The 15058-nt window shown below is 46.6% G+C and carries 14 protein-coding genes; 6 read left to right on the top strand and 8 right to left on the bottom strand.

Annotated elements, in window-relative coordinates:
- Positions 1-7 precede the first annotated feature (7 nt).
- Complete coding sequence (locus ACUALS_RS07370) at positions 8-466, top strand: GNAT family N-acetyltransferase (protein WP_454448043.1); 459 nt, start codon at positions 8-10, stop codon at positions 464-466.
- A 38-nt stretch (positions 467-504) separates the two neighbouring features.
- On the opposite strand, the gene ACUALS_RS07365 is transcribed toward ACUALS_RS07370, so the two are convergent.
- Genes ACUALS_RS07365 through ACUALS_RS07340 form a run of 6 tightly spaced genes read right to left on the bottom strand, consistent with a single transcriptional unit; the run spans position 505 to position 5420 of the window.
- A complete protein-coding gene (locus tag ACUALS_RS07365; protein ID WP_005475809.1) occupies positions 505-771 on the bottom strand; it encodes a DUF2960 family protein in 267 nt (88 codons plus the stop codon).
- 60 nt (positions 772-831) lie between these two features.
- Positions 832-2610, bottom strand: coding sequence for a bifunctional molybdopterin-guanine dinucleotide biosynthesis adaptor protein MobB/molybdopterin molybdotransferase MoeA (locus ACUALS_RS07360; protein ID WP_454448042.1), 1779 nt, complete (start codon positions 2608-2610; stop codon positions 832-834).
- A complete protein-coding gene (gene mobA / locus ACUALS_RS07355) occupies positions 2607-3194 on the bottom strand; it encodes a molybdenum cofactor guanylyltransferase MobA (RefSeq protein WP_038211905.1) in 588 nt (195 codons plus the stop codon). The genes ACUALS_RS07360 and mobA overlap by 4 nt, the downstream gene beginning before the upstream one ends.
- The gene (locus tag ACUALS_RS07350; RefSeq protein WP_454448041.1) at positions 3172-3888 is read right to left on the bottom strand and encodes an energy-coupling factor ABC transporter ATP-binding protein; all 717 of its coding nucleotides are present in this window, start codon (positions 3886-3888) and stop codon (positions 3172-3174) included. Before ACUALS_RS07350 ends, mobA begins: the two co-directional genes overlap by 23 nt.
- A 9-nt stretch (positions 3889-3897) precedes the next feature.
- Complete coding sequence (locus tag ACUALS_RS07345; protein ID WP_038186927.1) at positions 3898-4596, bottom strand: ABC transporter permease; 699 nt, start codon at positions 4594-4596, stop codon at positions 3898-3900.
- 5 nt (positions 4597-4601) lie between these two features.
- Positions 4602-5420 (bottom strand): substrate-binding domain-containing protein, encoded by an 819-nt coding sequence (locus tag ACUALS_RS07340; RefSeq protein WP_038134597.1) that lies wholly within the window; start codon positions 5418-5420, stop codon positions 4602-4604.
- 260 nt (positions 5421-5680) lie between these two features.
- On the opposite strand from ACUALS_RS07340, the gene ACUALS_RS07335 reads away from it, so the two are divergent.
- The 3 genes from ACUALS_RS07335 to ACUALS_RS07325 all read left to right on the top strand — a co-directional run bounded on the left by ACUALS_RS07335 (position 5681) and on the right by ACUALS_RS07325 (position 10907).
- Positions 5681-7126 (top strand): sigma-54-dependent transcriptional regulator, encoded by a 1446-nt coding sequence (locus tag ACUALS_RS07335; protein WP_454448040.1) that lies wholly within the window; start codon positions 5681-5683, stop codon positions 7124-7126.
- Positions 7116-9143, top strand: a complete 2028-nt coding sequence (locus tag ACUALS_RS07330) for a sensor histidine kinase (RefSeq protein ID WP_038186919.1) — start codon at positions 7116-7118, stop codon at positions 9141-9143. Before ACUALS_RS07335 ends, ACUALS_RS07330 begins: the two co-directional genes overlap by 11 nt.
- Before the next feature lie 171 nt (positions 9144-9314).
- Positions 9315-10907, top strand: a complete 1593-nt coding sequence (locus ACUALS_RS07325; protein WP_005475831.1) for an ABC-F family ATPase — start codon at positions 9315-9317, stop codon at positions 10905-10907.
- Positions 10908-10985: 78 nt separating this feature from the next.
- On the opposite strand, the gene ACUALS_RS07320 is transcribed toward ACUALS_RS07325, so the two are convergent.
- On the bottom strand, positions 10986-12875 hold the full coding sequence (locus tag ACUALS_RS07320) for a methyl-accepting chemotaxis protein (RefSeq protein WP_454448039.1): 1890 nt from the start codon (positions 12873-12875) through the stop codon (positions 10986-10988).
- A gap of 127 nt (positions 12876-13002) precedes the next feature.
- Positions 13003-13827: a formate dehydrogenase accessory sulfurtransferase FdhD gene (gene fdhD, locus ACUALS_RS07315; RefSeq protein WP_005475816.1), complete on the bottom strand. Its 825-nt coding sequence runs from the start codon at positions 13825-13827 to the stop codon at positions 13003-13005.
- Positions 13828-14020: 193 nt separating this feature from the next.
- On the opposite strand from fdhD, the gene ACUALS_RS07310 reads away from it, so the two are divergent.
- Together ACUALS_RS07310 and ACUALS_RS07305 are read left to right on the top strand one after the other, a co-directional pair.
- Positions 14021-14485 carry a DUF3305 domain-containing protein gene (locus ACUALS_RS07310; protein WP_038134608.1) on the top strand — a complete coding sequence of 155 codons (465 nt, stop codon included), beginning with the start codon at positions 14021-14023 and terminating at the stop codon, positions 14483-14485.
- Positions 14475-15020 carry a DUF3306 domain-containing protein gene (locus tag ACUALS_RS07305; RefSeq protein WP_454448038.1) on the top strand — a complete coding sequence of 182 codons (546 nt, stop codon included), beginning with the start codon at positions 14475-14477 and terminating at the stop codon, positions 15018-15020. The genes ACUALS_RS07310 and ACUALS_RS07305 overlap by 11 nt, the downstream gene beginning before the upstream one ends.
- The last annotated feature ends 38 nt before the right edge of the window (positions 15021-15058 follow it).

Genomic DNA, 15058 nt, shown 5'->3' with positions numbered 1-15058 from the left:
ACAAGAAATGATACGAAACTACCACCCCGACGATGCCTACGAGCTTTGGCAAATCTACTTCAATACGATTCGAAAAGTGAACATTCGAGATTACACTGACGATCAAGTCCGCGTCTGGGCAAAAGAAGATCTCTCTCAGCAATTATGGGCTGAGAAGATGAACTCGCTGTCACCTTTTGTTTGTGTCAGAGATGGCGTGATCCTTGGTTACTCCGACCTTCAAACCGATGGACTGATCGACCACTTTTTTTGCCATTGCGAATATCAAGGTGTGGGTGTTGGCACGGAACTAATGGAGAAGATTCATCAGACGGCGAAAGATAAGGGGATTCGTCAGCTCTATTCAAACGTGAGTATCACGGCGAGGCCCTTTTATGAGCGCTTTGGATTTGTCGCGGTGAAAGAACAACACAACGAAAAAGAGGGGCAGGTTTTAATCAACTATCGTATGGAAAAATCGTTATAAAGCAGAGCGCACGGCTCTGCTTTCAAATATGTTAACGCTTACTTGGTTTTCTTGCCGACCCCAAGGTTTTCTTTTTGTTGCAGTGTTAGCTTTTCAAAACCGAGTTTTCTGAAGTGATTGTCGCGGTAGTTTCGTACTGCTTTTGTATCGGAAACCGCCTCGATTTGCTGCTCCATTTTTAGGTACTGAGAAATATCGATCCCTTCTGCTTCAGCGACGGCTTCATGAATGTTGCGGTGCTTTTCATAAGAAAAGGTCAGGGTCTTGTCTTCACCTTTGTAGGTGTAAAGGATGGTACGAGCCATAAAGATCTCTCAAATAGTCAAAAAGTTTAAGGCCGACAAAGCGGCCTTAAGTTCATGGGGCTAGATTCTGCCTTGAAGCGGGATGATTGTCACGCTTTCACCGACTTTCACTGTATCGACAGAGGGAGAAATCTCAATCAAGCAGTTGGCTTCACTCATAGAACGCAGTATTCCTGAGCCTTGCTTGCCAGTGGTTCTTACGGTTAGCTGGCCTGAGTGGTCAAGTTGGTAAATACCTCGGCTAAACTCTGTGCGACCTTGACGAGAGCGAAGGTTTTCAGAAGCCATCGCATTCACCTTGAGCGGCGTCCAATTGTGTTCCCCCTGCATTTTGCGAAGTGCGGGTTCAACAAAGTTGATGAATGAGACCATAACGGCAACAGGGTTTCCTGGCAGACCAAAGAATGGTTTTTGATTGATGTGGCCAAAAGCGAGAGGGCGTCCTGGTCGCATGTTGATTCGCCAAAAGTCAATTTGTCCAAGCTTATCGAGCGCTAGTTTGATGTAATCTGCATCGCCAACAGAGACGCCGCCTGAAGTAATCACGACGTCTGCCTGCTCGGCTGCCTTTTCCAAGGCGTCGATCATTAACGCTTCATTATCTTCTAAAATGCCAAAGTCAATGATGTCACAGCCCAACTTCTCTAATAGACCCATAATCGTGAAGCGGTTTGAGTCATAGATGGTGTTTTCTTGCTGCTTGCTTCCCGGCGCTTGCACTTCATCACCCGTTGAGAAAACGGCGACTTTCAGTTTACGAAAGACCGAGCACTCACCGAATCCGAGAGAGGCGATCATGCCCATCTCTGCTGACGCGATGCGCTGGCCTTGATCAAACACATTGGCGCCGAGTGGTAGATCTTCCCCTGCTTGACGAACATTCTGCCCACGCTTAATGGATGCACCATTGAATGTGACATTGTCACCGATTTCGGTCGCTTGCTCACGCATCACTACCGTGTCCGCGAACTCAGGCGTTGGTGCGCCCGTCATGATTTTTACCGCTTGGCCTTTTTCCAAAGCATGAGGATAAGCGTGACCTGCAAGGACTTCCGCCACCACGTGATATTGGTCTCGGTCTAAATCGTCGCCGCGAATCGCATAACCATCCATCGCAGAGTTAGTGTATTGAGGTACGTTGACCGGTGATTGAACATCGTTTGCCAATACTCGGCCGTAACTTTGTTCAATAGAGCAAGTTTGAGTCTCGGTAACGGTATCGACCAGTGACAGGATCTTCTCTTGCCCTTGTGTTACCGAAAGAAACGCAGGAGATAGAGTGTCACAACATGCGGATTCGGTTTTCGCTGCCGAAGGCTGCTTCGAAGCACGAGCATAATCGACGACAAATTTGGCAATCGCTTCAAGGTCGTTGATCGACATTTGTGGCAGTGATGTATCTGCTACCACTTCATCGGCAGCAATGGCGATAATGTTGTTATCGTTCGGGTAAAGCCAAGGTTTTCCCACTTCTTCACGATGAAGCTCTATCTTAGGGAAGGCGATGTTCTTGCACCCCTCGACAAGAATGATGTCGAGTTTTTCGGTATCAAATCGGCTGAGCAGGTAATCAAACTCTGACTCTGACTCCGGTGTTTCGGTCATGAGAGCGAAACGGTTTCGGGAGGAAATCAACATTTGCGATGCACCAGCTTTTCGTAAGCGGTAGCTGTCTTTGCCTTCCTTATCGACGTCAAAGTTGTGGTGGGCATGCTTCAACATGCCGATGCGTAAACCTGCATCAGTCAATTTAGGCAGTAGTGCTTCAAGTAACGTTGTCTTGCCCGTGCCAGAGTAGGCAGCAAAGCCAAGAATCGGAATTGGGAGAGATTTAATCATGCGGATAGCGTTCCAAATTGAGCCAGTTCTTCCGGAGTGTTTAAGTTAACGAAGCAATCGGGAGAATCACTAAAATCGACGTAAGCGGTATTACATTCTTTGTAAAGCAAGATGATTTTTCTGTCGCCGCGTTCTAGAAATGCGGTGAGCTTAGGAAGCACACGTTTGTGATAGAGCGTGAAGACAGGTTGTTTAAACTCACCGTCGTGAGCGACCAGGATGTCGGTATCTTTGTTCGCCGCTCGGCAGAATCGTTCGACCAAATCGTGGTTGATTTGAGGGCTGTCACAAGGCACAAATCCAACCCAGTCGGTTGTTGCGTGAACCAACCCTGCGTGAATCCCACCCATTGGGCCAGGAAAATGGGCAAATTGGTCACTAAACACCTGTCCAAACTGAGCGTAGGCATCATGGTTACGATTGGCGTTGATCAATATATTTGGAGTTTGAGGAGAGAGTCGCTCAATAACATGTTGTATCAGCGGTTTATGGTTTAACTCTATTAAACCTTTGTCTTTTCCGCCCATACGGCTGGCTTGACCACCAGCCAAAATAACCCAACTAGTTTGCGTTGGAAGAAGCATAGCTGTTCTCTTGTTTTGCATCAGTAATCACTTGTAACAGCGGAGACTCTATCAAAGTTGTGTCTTTTATCCACCATTGCTTGCGACATAAATCCGTTAGCGCGTTTTTTTGGTGGCTAGTGACGACGATACTTGACCCTCGTTGAAGTAAATCTTTCGCCATCACAACCAAGCGTTCGATCGACTCTTGATCCAATGAAGCACTGGGTTCATCCATTAGAAGGATTGAGGGCTTGAGGATCCAAGCTCGTGCCATTGCCACACGCTGTTTTTCACCGCCAGACAACACCGAGATGTGTTCATGAGCGAGTGTTTCCAAGCCTACCATTCTTAATGCAGTGATGACTTGAGCTCGCTTATCTTTCTGCGACTCTTTGTGAAAACGAATGCCGTAAGCGACGTTTTGGTAAACAGTGCCATCAAAAAGGTAGGGAGATTGATGGAGATAGATAACATCTTTACGACCGGTGCGACTAAACAATCGGTGAATCCAATGATCATTGGGCGCATTGACCGAGCCTGTGGTTGGTTTAATTAAACCAGACAAAATCTTTAGTAGGGTGGTTTTGCCTACGCCATTGTCACCTTTTAAATAGATCGCGTCATTGGGGCCAATAGAAAGATGAGGGATATGAAAAAGCACACGCTCTTTGTATCGCATGGACAGTTGCTGCGCATTGATTTTTATTGTCATACAGCGTCCTTATGTTCTTAGGTACCCTTTACCACGCATCGAGGTAAGAGCGAAGTTTAACGCGAGTGCCAGTGCCAGTAACACCATTCCTAGCGCAACACCTTGAGCAAATGCGCCTTTGTGGCTTTCCATCGCGATGGCGGTCGGAATATTACGGGTGAGTCCCATGATATTGCCTCCGACCATGGTTGAGCAGCCCACTTCGGTCACAATTCTTGAAAAAGCTGCAATGGTTGCCGCCATCAAAGGAAATCGAGTTTCCCAAATCATAGTGGCGGCGATGCGAGTTGGCGAAGCGCCGAGGGTAATCGCAGTTTCAATGGCGCGGCGATCACTCGATTGCAGTGCGCCGTGCATCATTGAGACTAAAACCGGAAAGCCAATCAGCATTTGACCAACGATCATCGCCTTTTGAGTGAAGAGCATTTGCCAATCTCCCATAGGACCTGAGCGGGAGAGTAGGATATAAAGCAGCAGACCAATCACTACAGTCGGTATGGCTTGCAGAGTATTGACCAGCGATAAGAACAACCATTTCCCGCGAAACTCTGTATACGCCAGAATAAAGGAGAACAGGATCGCAGGTAAAAGCACCAAAGAAATCGCAGTCAGAGAAACACTAAAGGAGACCGCAACGATCTCCCATAGTTCTCGATCCAAACTCACCAACAAGGCAAGGGCATCAAGGGTAGTTTGCCAAAGGCTCATAGAGGTTATTTCTCGTTCGCGTTCGCGACAAACAACTGCTTACCGCTCAACTTGAACTCGTTGATCAATTGCTGGCCTTTAGGATTTACAAGCCAGTCACTGAATACTTTCGCGCCTTGGTAGTTGATGGTTGGGTAGCGCTCAGGGTTAACCAAAATCACTTGGTAAGGGTTAAATAGGTTTTTGTCACCTTGGAACAGAATTTTAAGATCGAGCTTATTGTTGTACGCAAGCCAAGTACCGCGGTCGGTCATGGTGTAGCCTTGCATCTCATTCGCCATGTTGAGTGTTGGCCCCATGCCTTGGCCCACGCTTCGGTAGCCGCCAAAGTTTGGTTCAATCTCGCTTTGCTGCCAAATGCCTTTCTCTTTTTTGTGAGTGCCAGAATCGTCGCCGCGTGAGACAAACGTCATGTTCATGTTGGCGATCTTTTTGAATGCTTGAGCAACGTCTGCTGATTCAGCGATCTTCGCAGGATCTTTTTCTGGGCCAACGATAACGAAATCGTTATACATCAGTTTACGTGGTAAGACACCGTAACCTTTTTCAACAAAATTCGCTTCTGCTTTTGGTGCGTGAGTCATCACCAAATCCACATCGCCGTTCTCGCCCATTTTTAGGGATTTACCGGTGCCCGCGGCAATCACATCAACTTTGTAGCCTGTATCTTTTTCGAATTCAGGAAGTAGGTAGTCGAGTAAGCCAGAGTGGTAGGTGCTTGTGGTAGTCGCTAAACGGACGTGAGGCTGTTCATCTGCCGATGACGCTGAATAGCTAACGAGGGCCAAGGACGCTGTTGCAAGAGTTAAAGTCATTGTTTTCATTATATTATCATTCCATGTGATGGTATTGACTTGCCAAAATAATCTTCTAAGTTGAGATAACGTAGCGGTCTCTACTTTATCGATAGACACGCATTTAAAGCAATCTTAATGCCAATAATTGGGATGATATAAATCACGAAATATCAATGATTTATCAATGCAAAATTTGATGTGAGACAAAATGTCGCAGATTAGTTTATTCCCTTGGCCTAAACCTTGGTACACTCTGTCCCAACCTCTATTTAATTGAACGAGTCATTATGTCCCCAACGTTTGATCCCAATAAAACCTCCCAATATCAGGCCTTTTCCGTATTAGTGGTGGATGATGAAACCGGTATGCAGGCCATATTGAATAAGGCGCTCAGCAAATGGTTTTCTCGTGTCGATACCGCTGGCTCTATTGAACAAGCTGAGACAATGCGGGTCGCCAATCATTATGATTTGATCATATTGGACATCAATTTGCCGGGGCGCTCGGGGATAGAATGGAAAGAGGCGTTCACGGATGAAGATCGCAAGGCAGACGTTATCTTTATGACAGGCTACGCCGATCTAGAAACCGCGATTTCAGCGCTTAAATTGGGGGCTTCAGACTTTATCTTGAAGCCGTTTAACCTTGAACAAATGCTGCAAGCCGTCCAGCGCTGTATGGATAAACGCTTGGCTGAGCGACACCAGTACGCGCTAAGCCACGACTTTAAGCGCCATATTAAAACAGAAATTGTTGGTGGGTCAGAGCGCACCAAACAACTTAAACAGTTGATCAGCCAGTTTGCTCCGTCTCGAGCTTCTGTACTAATCGAAGGAGAGTCAGGAACGGGCAAAGAGCTGGTGGCGCGAGGTGTGCATGAAGCAAGCCAACGTAAAGGGCCCTTTGTGCCTATTAACTGTGGGGCAATCGCCCCAGAGCTTCTCGAAAGTGAACTGTTCGGCCATACTTCCGGCGCGTTTACGGGAGCAAAGAAAAACCGTGAAGGCATGTTCCGCGTTGCCAGCGGTGGCACACTATTTTTGGACGAAATCGGGGAAATGCCACTCTCTATGCAGTCGGCATTGTTACGCGTATTAGAGCAACGCACTATTCGTCCGGTAGGTAGCGAGAAAGAGATCACAATTGATGTTCGTGTGGTTGCTGCGACGAACCGAAACCTACAAGAAGAAGTCGACAAAGGAAACTTTCGTCGCGACTTATTCTACCGACTCAACGTATTGAAGGTTGACGTTGCTCCACTGAGAGACCGAAAAGCGGACTTAATCGAGTTGGTACCATTCTTCACTCGAATGCTGTCTGCCGAGCTAGGCGTTACGGATCCTAAGTGGGCTCATGAAGACATTATTGCCATGAATGACTACGACTGGCCCGGTAACATCCGTGAGCTAAAAAACTTGATTGAACGATGTATCTTGCTTGGTAAGCCTCCTGCTCATTACTGGCGTGAGGTAAATGGCGTACCACCACAGCAAAATGTCTCTGTGACGGTATCAAGTGGCTGCGAAATGATTGACTTACCGCAAGCCAATGATGTTCAAGGCTATCCGAGCAGTTGGACCTTGAAAGAAGTGGAGAAAGCGCATATCCAGCAATTAGTTGACTTGCATGACGGTAACAAATCGGCCGCTGCAAGAGAACTCGGCGTAGCGCGCAAGACACTAGAGCGCAAATACAAAGAGTGGGATGCGGAGGAGTCTAATTATGCCGAATAACGGCAACTTGTGGACAAAGTGGCGCTATCGCTTCAAAACCATGGTGCGCTATCGTTTGATGATTCTGACGTCTGCACCGATATTTTTGACCTTGGTTGCCTTAATAGGGATCACCATCTATTGGTCGATTCATTACACATGGCAAAGCGCGCTGCTTGATGTTTCTGAACGCTTGGGTGTTGCCGATAATAGCATCGAGTTAATTCAAGAGAAGCAAGCCAATCACGTTAAGGCGTTTTCTGAATCATTCGATTTTGTTTACGCGATCAACAATCAAAGTGAGTTTGATGACTTTAGCGGTTGGGTTTCAGAGCAAAAGCATCGCTACAATCTCGACTTCCTCCGTTTTCACCGAGTAGAGAGACCAGAAGACAAGTTTCGCTTCCTAGATTTAACGCTTAAAGAGTCTTTTTTTGATGTGTTAGATGAGCATGAGCTGGATGAACTTGATAAAGAACTCGTTAAGCGGGCGCAAATCCCGATTTTAAACAGCCAAAAACTTGAAAGGCGCGGGCTGGTGAGCCGCACTGTCGTCCCTATCTACGATCAAAAAAACAATATCATCGGTTTTTTAGATGGGGGATTGCTGCTCAACAACAGCACGGTGTTGGTCGATCAAATTCGCGATCTTATCTATCCGTCTAAACATGACAGCTTGAGACCAGTGGGGACCTTAACTGTCTTTCTTGATGATCTCCGTGTCAGTACCAATGTGCCCCTGGATAGCAATGATCGAGTCGGACGCGCCATTGGTACGCGCGTTTCTTCAGAGGTCAATCGCGCCGTATTGCATGAAGGTAGAGAGTGGGTCAACCGCGCATTTGTGTATGATGCTTGGTACATCACCGCATACCAACCGATACGCGACCAATATGACAATGTTATCGGAATGCTCTACACCGGTTATTTGCTGTGGCCGTTTGTCAAAGCGTACATGACCAACATCGCTGAAATCTCGGTAACGACACTGCTGTTGCTGTTGGTATCTGGTCTGATTGTTTACCGTGGTTCACGAGATTTGTTTAACCCGATTGAGCATATTCATCGCGTAGTCAAAATGATTCAGATGGGTAAAGAGACCCGAATTGGCACCTTGGGTTTAGACGAAAACCATGAACTCGCCCAACTTGCTCGCCAATTTGACAACATGCTTGATTTGCTCAAACAGCGGAAAAACGAATTGAAAGCCGCGGCCATTGAGCTTGAAGCCAAGGTAGAAGAGCGTACTGCCAGCTTGATGGAAAAAACCGAAGATCTTGAGCTTCATATTCAACTCTTAAATCAAACTCGCGATAAGTTGGTTGTAAACGAAAAACTTGCCGCGCTTGGTGAGTTAACTGCTGGGATCGCGCATGAGATCAACAACCCAAGCGCGGTAATACTGGGCAACGTAGAGTTGATTCAATTTGAACTTGGCGACGATGCCGAGCGAGTAAAAGAAGAGATAGACGCAATCCACGCGCAAATTGATCGCATCCGTAATATCACACGCAGTTTGCTTCAATACAGCCGTCAAGGTGGCGTGCAAGACGAGATCACTTGGCAGCATGTCAATCCCGTTGTGGATGAGAGCATTACACTGGTGAAAACGGGCACCAAGAAACGCGATGTTGAGTTTGTTACTAAGCTCAATGCCAAAAGCTCTGTCGAGGTCAATCGTCACCAGCTGTTGCAGATCTTGGTCAATTTGCAGATGAACGGCATCCACGCAATGGATGGAAAGGGCAAACTGACGATAACCACCGAGGATTGGTTGGAAGGCGATCGTTGTGTTGGCGCTATCATCCACGTAACGGATCAAGGATGCGGAATTAAGCCTGAAAATCTGAAACGCATTTTCTCACCTTTCTATACCACCAAACGTGAAGGCACTGGGCTTGGGCTGTCTGTCTCCCAGAGTATTCTTAGCCAAACGGGTGGGGAGCTTAAGGTGGAGTCACAATGGGGCAAGGGGACAACCTTTAGTATCTATCTCCCTCAACGAGCGGAAACCGACTTTAAAATCACCAACCTATAACATCTAACGCGGAGCCAAAGTGCTCCGCTTCTTCTATCTGACATCTTGCTTTGGGGAAAGTGAATCTAAATCACACTTTGCCTGTCAGGAAACAAAGTTAAAACAATACTTGAAGTTATTCGCGGTAAACAGTAGTGTGGCGCGGTTTTTCATCATTTAAAGGTAAACACATTGATTTCCACTAATAACATTACGCAGCAATTTGGTGCTAAGCCGCTGTTTGAGAATATTTCGGTAAAATTCGGTGAAGGTAACCGCTACGGTCTTATTGGTGCAAATGGTTGTGGTAAATCAACCTTTATGAAGATCCTAAGCGGTGAGCTTGAGCCAACAGGCGGTAACGTAAGCTATGACCCAAATGAGCGCGTTGCCAAGCTGAATCAGGATCAGTTCGCATACGAAGAGTTCACTGTCATCGATACGGTGATTATGGGCTACAAAGAGCTTTGGGAAGTGAAGAAAGAGCGTGACCGCATTTACTCTCTGCCAGAAATGACAGAAGAAGAAGGCATGCTGGTTGCGGATCTTGAAGTTCAGTTCGCTGAGATGGATGGCTACATGGCGGACGCGAAAGCCGGCGAGCTCTTGCTAGCGGTGGGTATTCCAGAAGAGCAACATTACGGTCTGATGAGCGAGGTTGCGCCAGGTTGGAAACTTCGTGTTCTTCTTGCACAGGTTCTTTTCGCTGACCCGCACATCATGCTGCTTGACGAACCAACCAACAACTTGGATATGGACACTATTCGCTGGCTAGAAGAAACCCTTAACCAGCGTAACTGTACAATGATCATCATCTCGCACGACCGTCACTTCCTAAACTCTGTGTGTACACACATGGCCGATTTGGATTACGGTGAACTGCGTGTTTACCACGGTAACTACGATGAGTACATGACGGCAGCAACTCAAGCTCGTGAACGTCTACTGTCTGACAACGCGAAGAAGAAAGCGCAAATTGCAGAGCTGCAAACCTTCGTAGCGCGTTTCTCGGCAAACGCATCAAAAGCGAAGCAAGCGACGTCTCGTGCGAAACAGATTGATAAGATTCAATTGGATGAAGTTAAGGCATCAAGCCGTCAGAACCCGTTCATTCGTTTTGAGCAATCTAAAGAGCTGTTCCGTAACGCTCTGATTGTTGAGAACCTAAGCCAAGGCTTTGAAGACGATCTGTTCAGCAACTTTGATGCGATTTTTGAAGTGGGCGAACGTGTTGCCATCATCGGTGAAAACGGCGTGGGTAAAACAACGTTGCTTAATACACTGGCGGGCGTACTCGAGCCACGCACAGGTGAATACAAGTGGTCAGAAAACTCAAACATTGGCTACTACGCTCAAGACCATGCACATGACTTTGAAGAAGACATGAACTTGATGGATTGGATGGGTCAATGGCGTCAAGAGGGCGACGACGAGCAAGTTCTGCGTAGCTTCCTTGGACGTATGCTGTTCTCGCAAGATGACATTAAGAAATCTGTAAAAGTGCTATCGGGTGGTGAGCAAGGTCGTATGCTGCTAGGTAAACTGCAAATGCATAAGCCAAACATGCTGTTGATGGACGAACCGACGAACCACATGGATATGGAATCTATCGAATCACTGAACAACGCACTTGAGCAATACAAGGGCACACTGTTCTTCGTTTCTCATGACCGTGTATTTGTTGACTCACTGGCAACCCGTATTCTAGAGATCAAAGATGGTCAGATTCACGATTTCCGCGGTACTTACGCAGAGTTCCTAAAGGCGCGTGGTATTGACGGATAATTCGTTGAAAATATTGCTAAAAGAGCCTCACGATTGAGGCTCTTTTTGTATCCGACTGACTTTCAAATAGACTGCTTTCTAATATTTGAACTGTGCGACAATTCCTTCGAGCTTGTGGCTAACGCCTGATACCTGTTCACTGCATTTCACAGAACTAGAGACAATTTGATAGGTGTTGCCCGCAAGGTGAGCAATCTCTGTGATATTGCGATCGATTTCCGCAGAGACAGCGGACTGCTCTTCAGAGGCAGTCGCGATTTGCGTATTCATATCAAACATTTCACTGATTTGAGTGCTGATACTCTCAATCGCCGTCACCACTTGATGAGTATGGGTGTTGGTGGTTCTTGCTTGCTCAGCACTGGACGCCATTTTCGACACTGTTTGCGAGATACCATTGGTTAATCCTTGGATGGTTGATTCAATCTGGTGGGTGGAATCGTTGGTCATCACCGACAATTGGCGAACTTCATCTGCGACCACAGCAAAGCCTCGTCCACTTTCACCGGCACGCGCAGCTTCAATCGCGGCGTTTAGCGCAAGTAAATTAGTCTGTTCTGCGATGCTTTGAATGGTCGAGACGACCTGATGAATCTCTCTACTTTGTTCTTCAAGCGCCATGATTTGCGCTTGCGACTGCTCAATGCTCTCTGCTAATTCATCAATTCGGTCACCAGTATTATGAGTCATATCGAGGGCGTTTTGCGCTTCACTTTTTACACGCTCAGCATTTTGAGCAGCTGATTCAATGTTGGCGGTAATCTCGTTGGTGGTCATGACCAGCTCATTAACCGCTGTGGCTACCGATTCTGATTCCAGTTTTTGCTGCTCCGCATTCTTCATGCTTTGAATCGCAGCATATTCGGAGCTACACGAACTTTCGCTAAGAACATTCATCACGCCTGCCAGATCTTTGATGTGGCCGTGAAGGCTGGCAATAAACAGGTCAAACGAATTGGCCAGACTCGCCAGTTCATCATTGCCTTTCGCATTCATTCTCACGGTTAAATCACCGTTACCGCTCGCGATTTGCATCATGAGTGAATTGATCGCTTTAATTCTGCTCAGAATGCTTCGGCCGATTAAAAACAGGAGTGTGGACAACAAGACAACGAGCCCTAAGCCAATCGAATGAAGTTGGCTTTTAATTGCCTCACTTTTGGTGACAATCGCTGCGTTGATTTCAGATTGGAGACCTGCAATCGCATCCTCTGTCGTATGGACGTTATCTCTCAGCGCTCCTCGCAATCCTTCATTGGCGCTCAAACCCAATACCACGGTCTTGTCGATATGGGTTAATAAGTTTTCTTTGTACTGTTCAAACGCATTAAAAACATCCGACGGCATCGGTGAAAACTGAGCAAAACGCGCCATCGCTTGGTTGACCATTTCAATGCTTTCTCTGGACGGAGCGGCGAGATAACTCAAATCAGACTCAATGAGCTCGAGCAAAGCGACTTTAAGCAAAAAGTCCTCATGTGTAGACACGGTCTTTTTCAGGCGCTCTCGGTCGCCTGCAACTTGCAAAGACAAACTCTGCTGACCATTTTGGGCATCAAGCTCATTGACTTGCTCTGCCAATTGATGAAATTGACGCTGATACTGGTTTAGCGTGGAGACGATTTGTGCGCCTTGTTGATTGAGGTTGAGTTGGTGCTCGTTTAGCGACGTTTGGAGAGCGGAGATACGGCGAGATAGTTGTTCAAATGTTGAATCAAACCGAGTGACATATTTGCTGTCTTTACGAGCAAGAAAATCTTTCTCGTGTCGACGAAGCATGAGCAAATCCACAGAGCTACTCAAGTTGTCACTGGCTGCCCGTTCCAGTGAGGCGAGGTCAGCCAAACTTTTTTGTTCGTAGTAGGCGTAGACAACAACACCTACAAGTAGAGTCAGATTAATTAAGACCAGTTTTGTTCTGATCGACAGCGAGAGCGTAAAGCCCTGACGTTTCGGTGTACCAACCATGGACACCTCCCCTTATTAGACCAATGACGTTGCACAACCACTGATGATGAAATTTTTGTTACATTTTTGTTTCAGTGGTTATACAACTAATAGCTTAAAGGGGATGGTTTGCAAGCTAGGTCAAAGGTTATTGATTTCCTTTTACATCAAATTCTATCTTTTCTGCTCCAGTAAAGACTTGAAACCTCAAACCTTTTGCACGTGCAATGGTGGTAATGCCAAATTTTTTCGCCAAGTCGAGTCCCATTTGCGTAACACCCGAGCGGGAGAGCAAAATAGGAATTCCCATTTGGGCAACTTTGATCACCATTTCTGAGGTGAGTCGTCCTGTTGTGTAGAAGATTTTGTCGTCACCAATCTCTTGGTTGAGCCACATTTCTCCAGCGAGTGTATCAACAGCATTGTGGCGACCAACATCCTCGACAAATGACAGAACTTCATCAGATTTGCATACCGCACAACCATGGACTGCACCAGCTTTTTTGTAGGTGTCGTTGTAATGGGTTAACACCTCAAGCGCGGAGTAGATATCGGACTGCTTGATTTTGATTTGCGGCACTTGGTAGTTTTCAAGTTGCTTCATGACGTTGCCATACATGGTCCCTTGACCGCAGCCAGAGGTGACGGTTTTCTTTTTAAGTGCGCCTTCTACTTCTTTTGTATCTTCTTTCGTTACAACCGCGGCTGTGTGCGTTTCCCAATCAATAATCACTGACTCTAACGCATCAGGATCAGAGATAAAGCTCTGGTTCTTAAGATAGCCAAGGACGAGCGATTCAGGTCGAGAGCCCAACGTCATGAGCGTGACCACTTCTTTCCAGTTGAGCATCACAGTCAAAGGACGTTCACAGGCAATTTGCTTGGTAAGCTTTTCGCCATACTCGTCGAACACTTCTACTTCGATGGTTTGTAGGGGATTTTCACTGGTTTTAATAATGTTCGCTTTCACCACATGAGGTCCTATTGATAACGTTGGTTATTATTATTGAAACAGCTTACTTGCAAATAACATTCCCAAGTTTGTCTGTGTCGTGTTTTTGAACTTGTCCATTACCTTACCACAAGATATCGAACTACATTTTTAATCAGCGTAGGTACAAATATTGCTTGTGACAAAAGTAACAACAACTCGGGGTAGGTAAACAATGTCAAAACAACCGTCGACTCAAGCCACATTAACAAAAACAGAAGAGTTATGGCCGATACAATGTGAGCTTATTTCTCATGAGATCTCTACAGGTATCTGGGTAACCACGCAATGGCAGCTATCGGGTTTTGAACTCGCACCTAGTGACGCTAGCCAAAACGTGGCGCTTCTTCAGCTTCATCGAGACGAGAGAACCGACTATCGTTTCAATCTTAGCTCCCAGCAGCCTAAACTCTTTCTTGTACTTGATTCGGTTGATAATGACGACGAGCCTAATATCGTCGCGCTGACCGCTTCTCAAAGCGTTGCTGGGCAATATATGGATGGAGATTATCTCGTCCTTTCTAAAGAGATGCCACTTCCGGTACAAGCATGGATGGAAGCCTATATTGGTCGACATGGCGAACTGCTCGAGCAAAGAAGAAAGAAACGTAAGGGAGCAGGGCGCGCTAGTGGCAACTAATTTTCTAAGTCGTTGGTCTCAACGCAAACTGGATGTCGGTTCCGATAAGGCAGAAGAAAGCGTAGAAACCAACGAATCAGCGCGAGTCAGTGAGGCTGAAAACCATGTCGAAAAGCCGCATGAGACTCCAACGGATGACGCTCAACATCTTTCTGATGGCAGTGATGATCAGAGCGTGGCGACACTGCTTGCGTCACAAGTAGAGAGTAGCGTTAAGAAAGCCGCACTTCGGAAGTTGTTTTTATCCGGTGAGTTTAGTGAAGTAGACCGCCTCAATGACTATGATCATGATTATCAATCGGTTAAGTCACTGTCGAGTGAGGTCGCCAGTAAACTTAGAGATTGGGTCAATGATGAAAGCGAAGACAAAGACATGGAGTCACACTCTTCCGCTGGTGACCATGAACCCTCGACTGAGCCAGCCGATGCCAAATTGGCTGCGGACTCACAATACGCCATTAACCCCGAAGGCGAGGACTCGACCTTAGATGATGGCAGTGAACAGGTGGGACAAAATATACCACACAAACAATAGGTACATTTTGACTAAATACTAACTAAAGCGGGTGGGAC

The organism is Vibrio sp. NH-7 (genome assembly GCF_053643215.1).
This window is presented reverse-complemented; position numbering and strand designations above follow the sequence as displayed.

Coding starts and splice junctions, on each gene's coding strand:
- ACUALS_RS07370 (WP_454448043.1), top strand. CDS start 8: ATGATACGAAACTACCACCCCGACGATGCCTACGAGCTTTGGCAAATC.
- ACUALS_RS07310 (WP_038134608.1), top strand. CDS start 14,021: ATGTCAAAACAACCGTCGACTCAAGCCACATTAACAAAAACAGAAGAG.
- ACUALS_RS07360 (WP_454448042.1), bottom strand. CDS start 2,610: ATGATTAAATCTCTCCCAATTCCGATTCTTGGCTTTGCTGCCTACTCT.
- ACUALS_RS07320 (WP_454448039.1), bottom strand. CDS start 12,875: ATGGTTGGTACACCGAAACGTCAGGGCTTTACGCTCTCGCTGTCGATC.
- ACUALS_RS07365 (WP_005475809.1), bottom strand. CDS start 771: ATGGCTCGTACCATCCTTTACACCTACAAAGGTGAAGACAAGACCCTG.
- ACUALS_RS07345 (WP_038186927.1), bottom strand. CDS start 4,596: ATGAGCCTTTGGCAAACTACCCTTGATGCCCTTGCCTTGTTGGTGAGT.
- ACUALS_RS07350 (WP_454448041.1), bottom strand. CDS start 3,888: ATGACAATAAAAATCAATGCGCAGCAACTGTCCATGCGATACAAAGAG.
- ACUALS_RS07335 (WP_454448040.1), top strand. CDS start 5,681: ATGTCCCCAACGTTTGATCCCAATAAAACCTCCCAATATCAGGCCTTT.
- ACUALS_RS07330 (WP_038186919.1), top strand. CDS start 7,116: ATGCCGAATAACGGCAACTTGTGGACAAAGTGGCGCTATCGCTTCAAA.
- ACUALS_RS07340 (WP_038134597.1), bottom strand. CDS start 5,420: ATGAAAACAATGACTTTAACTCTTGCAACAGCGTCCTTGGCCCTCGTT.
- mobA (WP_038211905.1), bottom strand. CDS start 3,194: ATGCTTCTTCCAACGCAAACTAGTTGGGTTATTTTGGCTGGTGGTCAA.